This window comes from Sphingobacterium tenebrionis (genome assembly GCF_037126265.1).
GTDB classification, from domain to species: Bacteria; Bacteroidota; Bacteroidia; order Sphingobacteriales; family Sphingobacteriaceae; genus Sphingobacterium; species Sphingobacterium tenebrionis.
The window spans coordinates 1-16,048 of record NZ_JAYLLN010000057.1 but is presented as its reverse complement, the minus strand read 5'-3'; the positions used below and the strand labels follow the sequence as shown (position 1 = coordinate 16,048).

At 41.4% G+C, this 16,048-nt stretch carries 14 protein-coding genes; 6 read left to right on the top strand and 8 right to left on the bottom strand.

Going from position 1 to position 16,048, the window contains the following annotated elements:
- Nucleotides 1-195: 195 nt before the first annotated feature.
- On the bottom strand, nucleotides 196-543 hold the full coding sequence (locus VJ786_RS15890) for a phage holin family protein (RefSeq protein ID WP_134776086.1): 348 nt from the start codon (nucleotides 541-543) through the stop codon (nucleotides 196-198).
- A 152-nt stretch (nucleotides 544-695) separates the two neighbouring features.
- Here VJ786_RS15890 and VJ786_RS15885 point away from each other — a divergent pair, with 152 nt between their 5' ends.
- The 4 genes from VJ786_RS15885 (at nucleotide 696) to VJ786_RS15870 (ending at nucleotide 5,107) form a co-directional block, all read left to right on the top strand.
- On the top strand, nucleotides 696-1,109 hold the full coding sequence (locus VJ786_RS15885; RefSeq protein WP_099367054.1) for a DUF2147 domain-containing protein: 414 nt from the start codon (nucleotides 696-698) through the stop codon (nucleotides 1,107-1,109).
- A gap of 149 nt (nucleotides 1,110-1,258) precedes the next feature.
- Nucleotides 1,259-2,449, top strand: a complete 1,191-nt coding sequence (gene kbl, locus VJ786_RS15880; protein WP_134776087.1) for a glycine C-acetyltransferase — start codon at nucleotides 1,259-1,261, stop codon at nucleotides 2,447-2,449.
- Nucleotides 2,450-2,619: 170 nt separating this feature from the next.
- Complete coding sequence (typA, locus tag VJ786_RS15875; protein WP_099367056.1) at nucleotides 2,620-4,425, top strand: translational GTPase TypA; 1,806 nt, start codon at nucleotides 2,620-2,622, stop codon at nucleotides 4,423-4,425.
- 337 nt (nucleotides 4,426-4,762) lie between these two features.
- Complete coding sequence (locus tag VJ786_RS15870; RefSeq protein WP_099367057.1) at nucleotides 4,763-5,107, top strand: Rieske (2Fe-2S) protein; 345 nt, start codon at nucleotides 4,763-4,765, stop codon at nucleotides 5,105-5,107.
- 7 nt (nucleotides 5,108-5,114) lie between these two features.
- On the opposite strand, the gene VJ786_RS15865 is transcribed toward VJ786_RS15870, so the two are convergent.
- From VJ786_RS15865 to VJ786_RS15845, 5 genes are all read right to left on the bottom strand, one after another.
- Nucleotides 5,115-6,527 carry an aldehyde dehydrogenase family protein gene (locus VJ786_RS15865; protein ID WP_134776088.1) on the bottom strand — a complete coding sequence of 471 codons (1,413 nt, stop codon included), beginning with the start codon at nucleotides 6,525-6,527 and terminating at the stop codon, nucleotides 5,115-5,117.
- A gap of 95 nt (nucleotides 6,528-6,622) precedes the next feature.
- Complete coding sequence (locus VJ786_RS15860; protein WP_099367059.1) at nucleotides 6,623-7,129, bottom strand: ecotin family protein; 507 nt, start codon at nucleotides 7,127-7,129, stop codon at nucleotides 6,623-6,625.
- A 90-nt stretch (nucleotides 7,130-7,219) separates the two neighbouring features.
- On the bottom strand, nucleotides 7,220-7,972 hold the full coding sequence (gene cuyB, locus VJ786_RS15855; protein ID WP_134776089.1) for a cysteate racemase: 753 nt from the start codon (nucleotides 7,970-7,972) through the stop codon (nucleotides 7,220-7,222).
- 47 nt (nucleotides 7,973-8,019) lie between these two features.
- The gene (locus VJ786_RS15850; protein ID WP_099367061.1) at nucleotides 8,020-9,195 is read right to left on the bottom strand and encodes a DmpA family aminopeptidase; all 1,176 of its coding nucleotides are present in this window, start codon (nucleotides 9,193-9,195) and stop codon (nucleotides 8,020-8,022) included.
- Nucleotides 9,196-9,245: 50 nt separating this feature from the next.
- Nucleotides 9,246-10,334 (bottom strand): DUF4407 domain-containing protein, encoded by a 1,089-nt coding sequence (locus VJ786_RS15845; RefSeq protein ID WP_099367062.1) that lies wholly within the window; start codon nucleotides 10,332-10,334, stop codon nucleotides 9,246-9,248.
- 159 nt (nucleotides 10,335-10,493) lie between these two features.
- Between VJ786_RS15845 and VJ786_RS15840 the strand changes: the two genes are divergently transcribed.
- Nucleotides 10,494-12,620, top strand: coding sequence for a M3 family metallopeptidase (locus tag VJ786_RS15840; RefSeq protein WP_099367063.1), 2,127 nt, complete (start codon nucleotides 10,494-10,496; stop codon nucleotides 12,618-12,620).
- A gap of 187 nt (nucleotides 12,621-12,807) precedes the next feature.
- Here VJ786_RS15840 and VJ786_RS15835 read toward each other — a convergent pair whose 3' ends face one another.
- Together VJ786_RS15835 and truA are read right to left on the bottom strand one after the other, a co-directional pair.
- Nucleotides 12,808-14,571: an ABC transporter ATP-binding protein gene (locus VJ786_RS15835; RefSeq protein ID WP_134776090.1), complete on the bottom strand. Its 1,764-nt coding sequence runs from the start codon at nucleotides 14,569-14,571 to the stop codon at nucleotides 12,808-12,810.
- 6 nt (nucleotides 14,572-14,577) lie between these two features.
- Complete coding sequence (truA, locus tag VJ786_RS15830) at nucleotides 14,578-15,330, bottom strand: tRNA pseudouridine(38-40) synthase TruA (RefSeq protein WP_209023088.1); 753 nt, start codon at nucleotides 15,328-15,330, stop codon at nucleotides 14,578-14,580.
- Between the two features lie 135 nt (nucleotides 15,331-15,465).
- Between truA and VJ786_RS15825 the strand changes: the two genes are divergently transcribed.
- Complete coding sequence (locus tag VJ786_RS15825; RefSeq protein WP_134776091.1) at nucleotides 15,466-15,909, top strand: hypothetical protein; 444 nt, start codon at nucleotides 15,466-15,468, stop codon at nucleotides 15,907-15,909.
- Nucleotides 15,910-16,048: the final 139 nt, after the last annotated feature.

Below are 16,048 nucleotides of genomic sequence, written 5' to 3'. Positions count from 1 at the left end.
AAAACAAATTTTCAGAAATCCTTAGAACAAAAATGACCGAGTAAGATAAATCTTGTACTCAGTCATTTCTTTAAATCTCATTAAAAAGTTGAGACTTTTTCAGTGCCCTCAGGCAAACCTACAAGTCTTTTTTACATGGTTTAATAACCTGCTGTGTTTAACAGCAATTTCTTTTTAATTGTTCTTTACTGAATATTAGTTCTTATCATTGGTCAATTTCCCAATGATCATCTCAATTACTGCCACTGCAATCGCAAAGAATAAGGCAGGCATAAAGCCATCTACCTCAAATTTTGTTCCCATGATCTTATCCGATAACATGATCATCAATACTGTAATGATAAATGAAACCAAACCGAACGTCAACCAATTTAATGGAAACGTGAATAATCGTAATATACCACCCACGATGGCATTTACGAAACCGATTACTAAGCCCGTCAAAATCGCCCAACCAAACCCTGCAACCTGTACACCTGGGATAATCCAAGACGCTATAGCAACGACTAAACCTGTAACTAAAAGACTAATAATGAACCTCATAACTTAATTGTTGTGTCTGACTGCACAAAATGTTCAAAATTGATGCCAATAAAGGGTTTAACAAGAAGGGAAAATTTTTGGTAACAAAAATAATATTATGCTAACATATAAAATTATTGTATATTCACTTTACAATTTTAAACAAAAAGGTTATGAAACAGGTATTGATGACACTTTGTGCGTTATTTATAACAGTTGCATTATATGCACAGAGCGATCCAATTTTGGGGAAATGGCAAAACCCAAGTGGAGAAGGAAGGATAGAAATCTATAAAAAAAATGGCGAGAAATTTTATGGTAAGTTGTACTGGATAAAAGACTCGGCAAAGAAAGACGCCAAAAACCCTGATCCGAAGTTGAGATCCAGGAACATCCAGGGCTTGGAAATCCTGAGTGGTTTTGTAAAAGAAAGCAAAACCTATGTGGATGGTACCATTTATGATCCAAAATCTGGAAAGACGTACAGTTGTAAGATGACCCTTAAGGGAGACGACAAATTGGACATCCGAGGTTATATCGGGATCAGTATGCTAGGTCGCTCAGAGACTTGGACAAGGATAAAGTAAAATAAGTAAACAACAGACAATAGGGGGTGGAGATTTATCTTCACCCTTTTTTATTGGTAATAAAGGCGTTGTTTTTGAAATTGAAGCAATCGTTTTCGTTCTTGCTACTGATAAAAAAGACTTATCTTAGCCTAACAAATTGAAATAATATGTATAAAACCTTAAAGCCCGCTTTAGAAAAAGAACTGGCAGCAATTAAAGAAGCTGGTTTATATAAAGAGGAACGCATTATTGTTACTCCTCAAGGTGCCGATATCAAAGTGAGTACAGGACAGGAAGTGATCAACTTCTGCGCAAACAACTACCTAGGACTATCCTCCCATCCCAAAGTGATCGAAGCTGCAAAGGCAAGTATCGATACGCATGGATATGGCATGTCTTCTGTAAGATTTATCTGTGGTACTCAAGATGTTCATAAAGAACTGGAAGCGAAGTTATCCAAGTTTTTAGGAACCGAAGACACCATTTTGTATGCAGCGGCATTTGATGCCAATGGTGGTGTTTTTGAGCCTTTGCTTTCTGCAGAGGATGCTATTATTTCTGATGAATTGAACCATGCCTCCATTATTGATGGGGTTCGTTTGTGTAAAGCTCAGCGATTCCGTTACAAAAACTGTGATCTGGCTGATTTAGAAGCACAATTGCAAGCTGCTTCTGGCGCTAGGCACAAAATCATTGTTACAGATGGTGCTTTCTCCATGGATGGATCGGTTGCTCCTCTAGATAAGATCTGTGACCTTGCGGATAAATACGAAGCATTGGTGATGATCGACGAATCGCACTGTTCTGGATTTATCGGAAAAACAGGTCGCGGTACCCATGAATTGTTCAATGTAATTGATCGTGTAGATATCATTACTGGAACATTAGGCAAGGCATTAGGTGGGGCTTCTGGTGGTTTTACTTCCGGTAAAAAAGAGATCATTGATATGCTTCGCCAGCGCTCTCGTCCATATCTATTCTCGAATACTTTAGCTCCGGCGATTGCAGGTGCTTCCGTGGCGGTGTTGGATATGTTGAGCGAAACGACAGAACTGCGCGATAAATTAGAAAGCAACACTACTTATTTCCGCGAAAAGATGACCGAAGCTGGTTTTGATATCAAACCAGGTTTCCACCCGATCGTTCCTGTGATGATGTATGATGCCAAGCTAGCGCAAGAATTTGCTTCGAAGATGTTGGATGAAGGTATTTATGTGATCGGATTCTATTATCCAGTGGTTCCACAGGGTAAAGCCCGTATCCGAGTACAGATTTCAGCAGGCCATGAAAAAGCACATTTGGATAAGGCAATCGCAGCATTTACCAAAGTTGGTAAGGAGCTCGGGGTTATCAAATAGTTTTTGATTTGCTCCTGACAGAATGATTTACGTTTCGAAAATACGCAAGTAATTGAAAATTAATTAAGAATAAATACTGTCCTAATAAAATATTAACAAAAATTTCTGAAAATTGAGGTGCAAAATATATATCTTTGCACCTCTTATTTTTTATAACACATTATTGCTCAATGCAGAATATTAGAAACATTGCGATTATCGCGCACGTTGACCACGGTAAAACGACCTTGGTTGATAAGATTTTACACTATACTAACCAATTCAGAGACAACGAAGAGTCGGGTGAGTTAATCCTTGACAATAATGATTTGGAGCGTGAGCGTGGTATTACGATTGTATCCAAAAACGTATCTGTAAAATATAAAGACACTAAGATCAACATTATTGATACGCCAGGTCACGCCGATTTCGGTGGTGAGGTTGAGCGTGTATTGAAAATGGCTGATGGTGTCGTGTTATTGGTAGATGCCTTTGAAGGTCCAATGCCTCAAACCCGTTTCGTGACTGGTAAAGCATTAGGATTGGGTATCAAACCTATCGTCGTAGTAAATAAAGTAGACAAAGAAAACTGTCGTCCTGAAGAAGTATACGAAAATGTATTCGATCTATTCTTCAGCTTAGGTGCTACCGAAGATCAATTAGACTTCCCAGTATTATATGGTTCTTCTAAACAAGGATGGATGTCGACCGATTGGACTAAACCAACAACCGACTTCACTTCCCTATTAGACGCGATCATTGAACATATCCCTGCTCCTAAAGTATCAGAAGGTACTTTACAGATGCAAGTAACTTCTTTAGATTATTCCACTTTCGTAGGACGTATCGCTATTGGTCGTGTTGTTCGTGGTTCCATCAAAGAAAACCAACCGGTATCTTTGGTTAAACGCGATGGCAAGATCGTAAAGTCACGTGTTAAAGAGCTTCAATTATTTGAAGGATTGGGCCGTGTGAAAGTTTCTGAAGTTCATGCAGGGGATATCGTTGCGGTAGTAGGTATCGAAGGTTTTGAGATTGGTGATACCATCGCTGATTTCGAAAATCCAGAACAATTAGAAGTAATGCACATTGATGAGCCAACCATGAACATGTTGTTTACCATCAATAACTCTCCTTTCTTCGGTAAAGAGGGTAAATTCGTTACTTCTCGTCACATCTACGATCGTTTACAAAAAGAATTAGAGAAAAATTTAGCATTGCGTGTAGTTCCTACAGAATCACCTGATGCTTGGTTGGTATATGGCCGTGGTATTCTTCACTTATCGGTTTTGATCGAGACGATGCGTCGTGAAGGTTATGAGTTACAGGTTGGGCAGCCTCAGGTAATCGTTAAAGAGGTTAATGGTGCTAAGCATGAGCCTATTGAAGAGCTTGTAGTTGATGTTCCTGCGGATGTATCCGGAAAGGTTATCGAATTGGTAACTCAACGTAAAGGGGAGTTATTGGTGATGGAAACCAAAGGAGATATGCAGCACTTGGAATTCTCTATCCCTTCTCGTGGTATCATCGGATTACGTAACAACGTATTAACGGCTACTGCTGGTGAGGCTGTAATGGCACACCGTCTAAAAGGATATGAGCCTTGGAAAGGTACTATCCCTGGACGTTTGGCAGGTGTATTGATCTCTTTGGATACAGGTTCTACAACTGCTTATTCCATCGATAAATTACAAGACCGTGGTCGTTTCTTCGTAGATCCAGGAGTGGATATCTATGAAGGTCAGATCTTAGGTGAGCATATCCGTGACAACGATTTAACGATCAATGTTACAAAAGGTAAGCAATTGACCAATATGCGTGCTTCAGGTTCTGATGATAATACACGTATCGCACCAGCTATTAAGTTCTCTTTGGAGGAATGTATGGAATATATCCAAGCTGATGAATACATTGAGGTAACTCCTCAAAGCATGCGTCTACGTAAGATCTACTTGACAGAAAACGAACGTAAAATCAATGCAAAGAAATTTGTATAAGGATTTACGGTAGTACAGTATAAAAAATAAGGGGTTGAAATTTCAACCCCTTATTTTTTATACTAATCTTTGTAAGAGATCGGCAATGATTTCCTGTAGAAAGGTAATTTTCTAATAGCTTTGTCATGCAGAGCGCAGTCGAAGCATCAGTAAGCTTACACAATCGTACAGATGCTTCGACTACGCTCTGCATGACATAAAGAGTTTCAGCGTGACATAAAGAGTTTCAGTGTGACATAAAAAGTTTCAGAATAAAATAGGGAACAGCCACAATTTCAATATCAAACTATATAAAAAATCTAACTACTAAATACTCACTACTAAATCCTCAAATAAAATGGAAGACGAAATAACCTGGCATAAAGTACCTGTAAAAATAGATGATACAAGAAACTATGTAAAAGCATTACATGTTGCTGGAAAGAAACTGTGTTTGATTCGTCAAGACGGTGTATTATCGGTTACTTCAAGTAGATGCCCGCATGCGGGTGCAGATCTTACCAAAGGCTGGTGTGAGGGTGAAAAGTTGATATGTCCCTTCCATAGGCATCGGTTTGATATCCGAACGGGTAAGGGCAATGAGAACCAAGGAAACTACATCCGCATGTATCCGCTTAAAAAGGAAGATGGTGAATATTATGTAGGCATCAAGAAAAGCCTTTGGGATAAGATTTTTGGATAGTTAGCATTTATCCAAAAATCTTTCGGATCCACTGAACGAATTTATGCGTTCTTTCCGAATATGGAAACCAGAACATTTTCGATAATGGGAATCCTTTTGCATCAGCCACTGCTCTTTCGTGCGAAAAAGCCCTAAATCCATACCAACCAGTAGATTGTCCAATACCAGAGTTATTAACCCCTCCAAATGGAAGCTTTGGGTGCATGATCTGAATCAGCGCATCATTGATGCAAGTAGAACCTGCACTAGTATATCGAATCACATGCTTATTAAAAATACCATCATTCGAAAAAACATAAAGTGCCAATGGTTTTTCTCTATCATTGATGAATTTTATGGCTTCATCGATTTGGCTATAATACACGATGGGAAATATCGGGCCGAAGATCTCTTCCGTCATCAAGGAGTTGGTCATGGCCACCTGTCCAATCACCGTCGGTTCGATATAAAGCTCCTTTTCATCTGTAGCTCCTCCAGAAATAACCTGCGCGCCTAAATGCTTCGCATCCGTTAATGCTTCGACCAAGCGATCAAATTGTTTTTTATTGATGATTCGTGCATAATCGGGAGAGTTTATGGCATCTCTTCCAAAAGCTTCCCGCAGCTCCTCTCGGAACACCTGTTCGATTTCACTTTTCAATTGCCGTGGTACCAGCACATAATCCGGTGCAATACAGGTTTGACCTGCATTTACAAACTTTGCCCAGATCAGGTTTTGAACCACCCTGCGGACATTGATGTTCCTATCCAAAACAGCAGGCGATTTTCCGCCAAGTTCCAACGTAATATCCGTCAGGTTCTTGCTTGCTGCTTCCATGATGATCTTGCCCACCGCAGGGGAGCCCGTAAAATGGATATGATCAAAACGAAGACTTAATAAATGGGTGGTTTCTTTCACTTCTCCCTCCAGCACAGCAACATGGTCCTCCGGAAATACTTCTTGCAGAATTTTCTTCACGATGCGGTTAGTATGCGGGGAAAATTCGGATAATTTAAGGATGGCGGTATTCCCAGCGGCGATACAAGCCGCCAGATGAACCAAGGGTAGCTGAAAGGGATAATTCCAAGGGGTGATAATCAATACATGCCCTTTGGGTTCATAATGAAGGTAAGCCTTTACATTGGTAAACATGGCCGACCAGCCCACCGATTTATCCTTTGTCCATTTTCCGATGTTCTTGATGATATGTTTAAGTTCCATTTCCACCGCCAGGATTTCGGTGATCGTAGATTCCAGGGCAGACTTATGGAAATCCTGATACAAGGCTGCTTGGATCTCATTTTCCGCTTCCTTTATTTTGGTCAATAGCTTACGCAGAAGCTGCTCCCTTTTGGAGGCGGGCAATTGCTTTATCTCTGCAGTGTTTTTCTGCTGAAGGGCATAAATCTTATCAATTTCGGAAAGGCTAGGATACTCCATGTGTGCTTAAATTAAATAGGAAAGAAAATATAGACAAAAAAACCCGAACAAATAGACTGTCCGGGTTTGGGATTTTTCATAGGTATGTAAAATCTTTATTTTTTATCCATGACTTCCGCTGCACGATATACCTCATCATCAGCTGTGAAAATCTTGAACTGTACATCATATTCTTCCGGAACATAGATGACAATGGGCATTTTTCCATTATAGTTTACCAAAGTTGGCTGGTTGGATACAAAAAGATTTCTTTTTGGTAATCCAGGACAAGCCATCTGTGTACTGATGATCTCTCCCTTCGTTTGGAATACATAATAGTTATATCCCCAACCTTGAAGATCTTTGGTCTCTAAAGTCCCTTGCAGACCAAAAGAATTACATCCATCCACTTCCATCATCTTACCAATGCTGAACTCGATTTTCTTCTTCTTATCATTCGCTGAATGCGGAACTTCGATGACCATTTTCTTATAGCCTTTTTCTGCTGCAGGAAAGATGTCTGTATTTACTTTTACGATTGTTTCTTGTGCCATTGCGCTATTACTGCTCAAACCTAGTCCGATAAAAAGGACTGCAACCAATTGAAGGAACTTAATTTTCATGTTATTTAATTTTAAATGTCGATGTGTTTTTGTTTTTTGCTGCTTTACAACGCATCAACTATAGCTAAGAGCCTTCTTGAACCAAAAGGTTTAATCGCTGTATGGAATTAATTTACTTTCATCTAATTCTTTTATCAGTGTTCTCGCCAAAATTCTATTTGGGTCAATCACGGGTAATCCAGAATATGATTTTTCTCGAAGCGCTAATGGAAGTTCTGTACAACCCAGGATGATTACTTGGGCTCCCTGTGCTTTAAGTTCCTTGATGGCGGCTACCAGCACATCATGTGCTCGGTTGGTCACCGGTGAGGAATAAGCTTTGATCCCATAGGTTTGATCGTAGATCGCTTGATGCACCTTTTGTTGGAGTTCATCATTGGGCTCCACACAGGTCAGTCCAAAGTTTTCCAGGACATTTTTGTATAGGCCGGTGTTTCTTGTTCCAATCGTAGAAAGTACTCCGACTTGAATATCACTATGATGTTCTTTGATGAATTTCGCCGTTTCCTCCACCATATGAAGGACTTTGATGTTTGACCCTTTACTGTGCAGTTCCTCTTGGATCACTTCAAATATCCTCGGCGAATGCGCGGTGTTACAAGGAATGGCCACCACTGTTGCGCCAGCCTTCTCCAATTCAAAAGCAATTTCAGCAATCGCATGGGCAGGATTTGTAATCTCTTCGCCTACCAGATAGGCCGTACGATCAGGAATCCTGTTCGACTGTGAGGATAATAACACCGGAAGATGATCTTGATCCCTTCTCGCGTCTGTTTCCTCTATTATTTTTTTAACGATATCGACACCTGCTAAGGGGCCGACACCTCCTACAATTCCAATCATAATAGCATCTTTTCAAAAATAACGCCAATATTTCTTTTTTATGAAGCTTATTGCTTTACCGCCCTTGGAAGTTTATCCTGATGAAGGCTGTTGTATTTTTTTAGGATCTTAACTGTTTCCTGGATAGGGATGGCCTTTACTGTCCTACCATTGATACCTTTCATGTCCTCTGCCATAAACATGGAGTTCAAAATCGCTTCTTCCGTAGCCTCCCATACCGCCATGAAAAGGGGCGACATGTAATCATTTCCCACTTCGGGGGCATTTCTTTCTATTTGTTCGGATGAATGAGGTATCCGAACAGATTGATGGGTACTGAAGGCGATGGAATAATCCCCCGATCCATTGGAAGAGAAAGACCCAACATTTCCAAAAGCTATATAGGATCGTTTGGCCAATCGTTCTAGGTTTCGTGCCGATAAGGGTGCATCCGTAGCAATAACAATCATACAGGATCCGTCTACCTTATGGGCTTCTTTGGGTTCCTGCATGTAAAAATTGTGCAATTCGCGACCAACTGGGGCTCCGTTGATTTCCAAGACCCCACCAAAATTGGTCTGTACCAATACACCGACCGTATATCCACCTCTTGATTCCGGGAGTTTTCTACTCGCAGTTCCAATTCCTCCTTTATAGCCTAGACACTCCGTTCCGGTTCCAGCTCCGATATTTCCTTCTTGTACTGGGCCAGACTGTGCAGAAGCCAAGGCTTCCTGTACATCCTTTGCTTGCACATGCCGACCTCGGATGTCGTTCAATCCGCCATCGTTGGTCTCGCCGACCACCGAATTCACGGATCTTACCTTTTCATTTCCCCGCAGATTCAACATATAATCGATAAGCCCATCGGCTATCTTGGGCGCATTTAGGGTGCTTGTCAAAAGGATAGGCGTTTCAATATTCCCCAGTTCTTCGATCTGGGAGATGCCCATCATTTTTCCAAAACCGTTGCCTACAAAAACGGCTGCCGGAACCTTTTCCTGAAATATGTTTCCTTGATGGGGGATAATGGCTGTTACGCCGGTTCGGATATCACTGCCTTGGATCAAGGTTTTATGGCCAACCGAAACACCAGCAACATCTGTTATGGCATTGTGCTGTCCGGTAGGTAAAATACCTATCTGAATACCGAAATCTCGTATCCGGCCTCTTTTTTCCTGTGCTTGGCTGGAGGTTAGGATGGTTATTATTGCCAGCGCTAATAAAGAAAATCGCTTGCTCATCGTGCTTAAGTTTAGTAGATGAGCAAGTATAAGAAAAATTTTAAGATTTGTTATTCTTCGGCAAATTCTCGTTGAAGTTTATCCATCCTTCGTTTGATGGAAGCATCCACCCGATAATCATCGATCTTGTCGATGGCAGTTTTCTCTACCCTAACTTCGGTGTCCGATTCATAATAATCGATCTCCTTCTGGTTTTTTAAGGCATTATCGTAGGCATCCCTACCACTCATCAACTTCACGAATACCGGTAAACACTCGAAGAAAATGAACAATAGCGCAATAAAAATAACCGCATATTCGGTAGAGGTATTCACTGTTCCATCCGGTTTTTTATGCAGGTTGCTCAGAGCGGCGTTACGGTCAGCAAAACCAGCTACATTGACCGCGCTATCCAAGGATTTCGCAGAAAGAATTTTTTGGTCCATGATTCCCTCGGCAGATTTGCGTTGCAATAACATGGTTTCTTTTTGCTGTATCCTTGCACGAAGGCTATCCAGGTAAGTCTGTTGTTTATTAAGCTCCGCTTCCTTCATTTTAGCATAAGGTCCAAATCCCAACACGCCTGAAGTCTCATCGGTCTTGGTGCCGAAGATCTCATGGTTCAATTGTTGTCTAGCGGCCTTGATATTGGATTCCATGGAATCCGCTTGGCTTTTTATGGCAGACAGCTGACCATATTCTACCTGATATTTATTTTCGAAGGTTTTGTTCAGGGTATCAATCTTAGCATTTTGTTGTACCAGGTATTCCGCCCTAAGGTATTCCTTGATCTCTTTGTCAAAGATCTTCAGCTCTAAGGGTCTTGAAATGACCATACCGATCAGAATGGCCAATAGGATACGTGGAAGCGCTTGAAGAAACTGCATCCCCCCGGATCTGCTTTTGTCGATACTAAGAACGATGTATCGGTCTAGGTTGAAAATCGCCAATCCCCAGATAATACCAAATAGCATCGCATAAAATAACGCAAATGAACTACCACTGAATACGAAATAAAGCGCATAACCGCCCGCCAAGGCAGCGAATAATCCGGTGAAGAAAATGGTCGCACCGATACTGATATATTTGTTCAGCTCCTGTGGATATTTGTCCAGCGTCTCTCCGTGAACTCCTGCACACCAACAAAAGAATTCTTTCATGTTTTAAAACTTTGTAAGTTAGACGCCTATACGTCAACTTTGTTACAGCAAAGTTGAGAAAAAATAATAAAAAACTACTTTGTTTGTAAAAATGGTTGAATTGGTATCTTTTTAAAATATCTTTACCTTTGCACAAAAATTGAAACAAACTGGAAAGTAATGAATAAAAAAAGTTTTTTACCTTTCTGCGCCATCATAGCAAGTATGATCGTAGGATGTAACAACGAGACAAAAACAACAACAACAGTAGATTTGAACAATCCATTATTAGCGAAATACGATACGAACTTTGAGGTTCCTCCTTTCGATTTAATCAAAGACGAACATTTCAGACCTGCATTCGAACAAGCTTTAGCAGCCCATAATGCAGAGATCGATTCTATCCTGGAAATTTCTGATGAACCTACTTTTGCCAATACCGTGGTGGCATTGGAGAACTCCGGTCAATTATTGAACCGCGTATCTACGGTTTTCTTTAATTTGAATTCGGCCAACACGAACGATACCATTCAGGCGATTGCAAAAGATCTGGCACCGGTTTTATCAGCACATGGTGATGAGATCAGCTTAAATCCAACTCTTTTCAAACGTGTGAAAGCGGTTTATGATAAAAAAGAGTCCTTAGGATTGGATGCTGAGGATCAGAAATTATTGGAAGAAACCTATAAAGGTTTCATTCGTTCGGGAGCTAATCTTTCAGATGGCGATAAAGAGAAACTGAAAAAAATCAATGCGGAGCTTTCTGTGTTGACTACCCAATTCGGTCAGAATTTATTGGCAGAGACCAATGCTTTCCAAATGGTGGTTGACAAGGAAGAAGATTTAGCCGGATTGCCGCAGGCATTGAAAGATGCTGCAGCAGCTGAGGCAAAAGCTAAAAATCAAGAAGGTAAATGGTTGTTTACCCTGCATAATCCTTCTGTAATGCCTTTCCTTCAGTATGCGGATAACCGCGAATTGCGCAAGAAGATTTGGGATGCGATGCAGAACCGTGGAAACAACGGCAATGAAACAGACAATAATGACATCTTGATCAAGATTGCGAACTACCGTTTGGAAAAAGCAAAATTATTGGGATATAGTTCACATGCGGCTTATGTATTGGAAGAGTCCATGGCAGAAAACCCTGGAAATGTGAACAGCTTATTGAATAAATTATGGACACCAGCTATTGCGAAGGCAAAATTAGAGGCAGCAGATATCCAAAAAGAAATTGCAGCGGCTAAAGATACCTTTAATGTAGCGCCATACGATTGGAGATATTACCAAGAAAAGATCCGTCAAAAACGTTTTGCATTGAACGAAGAAGAGATCAAACCTTATTTCAGTTTAGCAGATGTGCGTGAAGGCGCTTTCTCTACGGCAAATAAACTATGGGGTATTTCTTTCGTAGCATTGAACAATGTTCCTGTATACCACCCAGAGGTGGAAGTGTATGAGGTTCGTGATAAAGATGGTTCTCACCTAGGATTGTTATACGCCGATTTCTTCCCACGCGAATCAAAGCGTTCAGGAGCTTGGATGACTTCTTACAGAAGCCAAAGCCGTAAGGATGGCAAGCGTGTGGCTCCAGTGATCTCTATCGTTTGTAACTTTACAAAACCAGTGGGTGATCAACCTGCATTGTTGACCTTCGACGAGGCTTCTACATTGTTCCACGAATTCGGACATGCCTTGCATGGCTTGTTCTCCAATGTTAAATACCAAAGCTTAGCAGGTACTTCTGTGCCTCGTGATTTCGTGGAATTACCTTCACAGATCATGGAAAACTGGGCAGGAGATCCAGAAGTGTTGAAAACATATGCAAAACACTACCAGACTAAAGAAGCTATCCCTGATGCATTGATCGAGAAAATGGATAAAGCAGGTACATTCGACCAAGGTTTTGCTACGGTGGAGTATTTAGCAGCTTCTATCTTGGATATGAACTACCACAGCGCAACTTCAGCAATTACTGGAAAAGCAAATGATTTTGAGAAATCGGCGATGGCGAAGATCGGGTTGATCGATGCGATTATCCCTCGTTATAAGAGTAATTATTTCCAACATATCTTCTCAGGAGGTTATTCTGCAGGGTATTATAGCTATATCTGGTCGGAAGTGTTGGATTCGGATGCTTTTGCAGCGTTCAAGGAAAAAGGGTTGTATGACCAGGCAACAGCAGCTTCGTTCAGAAGTAATATCTTGGAGCGCGGTGGAACTGGAAATCCTGCGGAGATGTATAGGAAGTTCCGCGGAGCGGATCCTGACCCAGTGCATTTAATGAAAAAAAGAGGGTTGAATTAATCCTCTGTAATATTTTTATCCTCTTGACGAGGGGGCCTGCGTCATTGCGAGAAACCATACCGTCATTGCGAGGAGGCACGACGAAGCAATCTTTGGACTAATCGAAAGATTGCTTCGATCCTCGCAATGACGTTTTTTATGCCTTTCACTTTCCTTCAACACCTTTCCCCCTACACCTTTCCCCAGCCTAAATCCCAGCCGAGTTAAACTGAAGCTCATAAAGCTTCCTATAATGCCCATCCATCTCCAACAGTTCATGATGAGATCCCATCTCCATAATCTCCCCTTTATCCAGCACAATAATCTTATCCGCTTTCTGTATAGTCGATAACCTATGCGCAATCACAATGGAAGTCCTTCCTTCCATCAGGTTCTCTATCGCCTGCTGAATCAACAATTCCGTTTCCGTATCAATAGAAGAAGTCGCTTCATCCAAGATCAAAATCTTCGGATCATGCACCAAAGCCCTAATAAAAGAGATCAATTGGGCCTGACCTGCTGATAACGTAGATCCCCTTTCCTGCACATGATAATCAAAATTCCCGGGCAAACGCATAATAAAATCATAAGCCCCTACTTTTTTTGCCGCATCCACAATAGATTCATAACTGATCTTCGGATTGTGCAGGCTGATATTATTCAATACCGTATCCGAAAAAAGAAAAACATCCTGCAACACTGTAGAAATGGTCTGTCGCAAGTAATGCAATTCATATTCCCGAATATCAACCCCATCCAACAGGATCTCCCCCTTCTGGATCTCATAGAATCTGCTCAGGATGTTGATTACAGACGATTTGCCGGCACCAGTCGCTCCAACCAATGCCAAGGTCTCCCCAGCATGTACATGGAAGCTTAGGTCCTTTAAGACCCATTTCTCTTCATTATAAGCAAACCAAACATTCTTAAAAGTGATTTCTCCCTTAACATGGGCTGGCTTATACGTTCCTTTATTCGGCGTAAATTCATCCGTATCCAACACATCAAAAATTCGTTCTGCCGATACCATACCCATCTGAAGCGTATTGAACTTATCGATCAACTCTCGGATTGGCCTGAAGATCATGTTGATGTACATGATAAAAGCGACTACCACCCCAGGCGAAATCACATCCGCGAGGATCTGTTTAGAGCCATACCAAACCAATAAACCGGTAGCAATGGCCACAATAATCTCCAACACCGGGAAAAAGATGGAGAAGTACCAGTTGGCACGGATATGCGCATTCCGGTGTTCCGCATTGATTTCCTTGAATTTCCGCATTTCCTGATCCTCACGCGCAAAATATTGAATCACACTCATCCCGGAGATATGCTCTTGCAAGAAAGTGTTGAGGTTGGAGACCCATAGACGCACACTTTGAAAAGCCGATTTCATGGCCTCTTTGAAAATGTAGGTCGCCGCGATCATCAATGGCATAGGAACCAGCACGACCAAGGTAAGCCTCCAATCCGTGTAGAACATCACCCCCAAGATCACCACGAGTTGTAACAGGTCGCCAATGATCTGTATCAAGCCTTCCGAGAAGATATTCGCAATGGTCTCCAAATCAGAAATGGTCCTCGTGATCAAACGACCAATGGGTGTATTATCAAAATATTTTAAACGAAGGTTCGTGATATGGTTGAAGACCTGTATCCGGATGTCCCGGATCACCGATTGTCCAAGTGTATTGGTCATTAGGGTATGGAAATACCGGATAATGGTCTGTGCCAAAAGTAAGGCAAACATCACCATCAACATCCAGGTCAAGCCTTCGGATTTCCCAGAAAGGATATATTGATCCAGGGTGTATTCCACCAATAGGGGTAATGCGGGAGCTACCGCTGCCAAGAGGATGGTCAATACCACCGAAACCCAAAATATCCCCTTATAAGGTCGGATATATTTGGCCAGTCGTCCTAAAAGCTTACTATCGTATGCGTTGCCCGCTATTTTTTCCTTTTCCAAGCTAAACTAATTTCCAATGTAAGGATACAAAACTTTTGTTAAATATAAACCACATGCCGGCACAGAAGTTCCCGCTTTTGAACGGTCTTTACTGGCTATAACTTCTTTTACATAAGATACCGGTTTTTTCCCCAGCCCAATTTCCATCAAGGTGCCCACGATGGCCCGCACCATATTCCGTAGAAACCGATCGGCGGTGATATGGAATACCAAGTGATCGCCTTCCCATACCCAGACCGCTTCTTTGATGTCGCAGTTGTTCGTGAATACCTGGGTATTCGACTTGCTGAAACAGGAAAAATCCTGTTTCCCGAGGAGATCTTTTGCGGCCAGATTCATCTTTTCCACATCCGGTTGATCCCTTAATGCCCAGGAAAACTGATGTCGAAAAGGATCCTTAGAAAAATGGATATGATATTCATAGCTTCTTTCCGTAGCATCAAAACGTGCATGTGCATCCGAATTTACGGCTATCAACCGTTTTACGGCAATATCAAAAGGGAGCAGTGCATTCAGGGAATGAACAAAGCGTTCTGGTTTTTGGAGGGTTTCCGCATCGCTGTCAAAGTGGACGAACAATTGTTTGGCATGTACGCCAGTGTCTGTCCTGCCGGCACCTATCGTTTCAATAGGCTGACGAAGAAGGATCGCCAATGCTTCATTGAGCTTCTCCTGAACAGAAACGGCATTTTCTTGGATCTGCCAACCATGATAGGCCGTTCCATTGTATGAAATCTCGATGAAATATCTCTGCTGCATGTTTTCCACCTGGCAAAGGTACGGAAATTCGGTTTTGTAACTGAAAACCATTACATTTTTTGACTGAAATCCGGGTATTTCGCCTGCGAATCTTTACCCTTAATTTTATCCTATCACAATTCACACTAATTAAAAATGAAAAAAATTATTTTAATGTTATCCTTGATGATGGGATTGTCGGGGATGGTAAAAGCACAAGGGTTATTGGACAAGATTGATCGTGCCTTGAACAAAGCGGAAAATACAGCCAACAAAGTAGGGAGCTCTTCGGAAAAAGCAGGTCGTATTGGTGGGAAAATCAATAACCTGATTGGTAAGAAGGAAGCTAAAGGAAGTAATTTTGAAATCCAGATCCAAGGAATCAAATTGGCGGATCTGAAAAGCCTGTCGACAGGATTGGAGACCGACAAAAAAGTGGGCGAAGTGAAGATGAAGTTCAATTCATCTGTTTCAACCCTACAGGTGATCTACAATGGGGAAAGCGATGAGCTTTTTGAATTGCTCAAGAAGAAATCGCCAAAGATCACCGATGAATCCGTGCAGGCTATGGAAGACAATAGTATTTCAATTAAGTTGTAAATAGTTTATCTTTATAACAAATCATGCGAGAGGCTGTCTCCTATGTTTGTGTCAAGCAAATGTAGGAGACATTTTTTGTTTTATAGATTTGCTGTATTTAGTGAAAAGAGGGAGAGCCTAGGGCTGTCTTAGTAGCTTT

Coding starts and splice junctions, on each gene's coding strand:
- VJ786_RS15890 (WP_134776086.1), bottom strand. CDS start 543: ATGAGGTTCATTATTAGTCTTTTAGTTACAGGTTTAGTCGTTGCTATA.
- VJ786_RS15885 (WP_099367054.1), top strand. CDS start 696: ATGAAACAGGTATTGATGACACTTTGTGCGTTATTTATAACAGTTGCA.
- kbl (WP_134776087.1), top strand. CDS start 1,259: ATGTATAAAACCTTAAAGCCCGCTTTAGAAAAAGAACTGGCAGCAATT.
- typA (WP_099367056.1), top strand. CDS start 2,620: ATGCAGAATATTAGAAACATTGCGATTATCGCGCACGTTGACCACGGT.
- VJ786_RS15870 (WP_099367057.1), top strand. CDS start 4,763: ATGGAAGACGAAATAACCTGGCATAAAGTACCTGTAAAAATAGATGAT.
- VJ786_RS15865 (WP_134776088.1), bottom strand. CDS start 6,527: ATGGAGTATCCTAGCCTTTCCGAAATTGATAAGATTTATGCCCTTCAG.
- VJ786_RS15860 (WP_099367059.1), bottom strand. CDS start 7,129: ATGAAAATTAAGTTCCTTCAATTGGTTGCAGTCCTTTTTATCGGACTA.
- cuyB (WP_134776089.1), bottom strand. CDS start 7,972: ATGATTGGAATTGTAGGAGGTGTCGGCCCCTTAGCAGGTGTCGATATC.
- VJ786_RS15850 (WP_099367061.1), bottom strand. CDS start 9,195: ATGAGCAAGCGATTTTCTTTATTAGCGCTGGCAATAATAACCATCCTA.
- VJ786_RS15845 (WP_099367062.1), bottom strand. CDS start 10,334: ATGAAAGAATTCTTTTGTTGGTGTGCAGGAGTTCACGGAGAGACGCTG.
- VJ786_RS15840 (WP_099367063.1), top strand. CDS start 10,494: ATGAATAAAAAAAGTTTTTTACCTTTCTGCGCCATCATAGCAAGTATG.
- truA (WP_209023088.1), bottom strand. CDS start 15,330: ATGCAGCAGAGATATTTCATCGAGATTTCATACAATGGAACGGCCTAT.
- VJ786_RS15825 (WP_134776091.1), top strand. CDS start 15,466: ATGAAAAAAATTATTTTAATGTTATCCTTGATGATGGGATTGTCGGGG.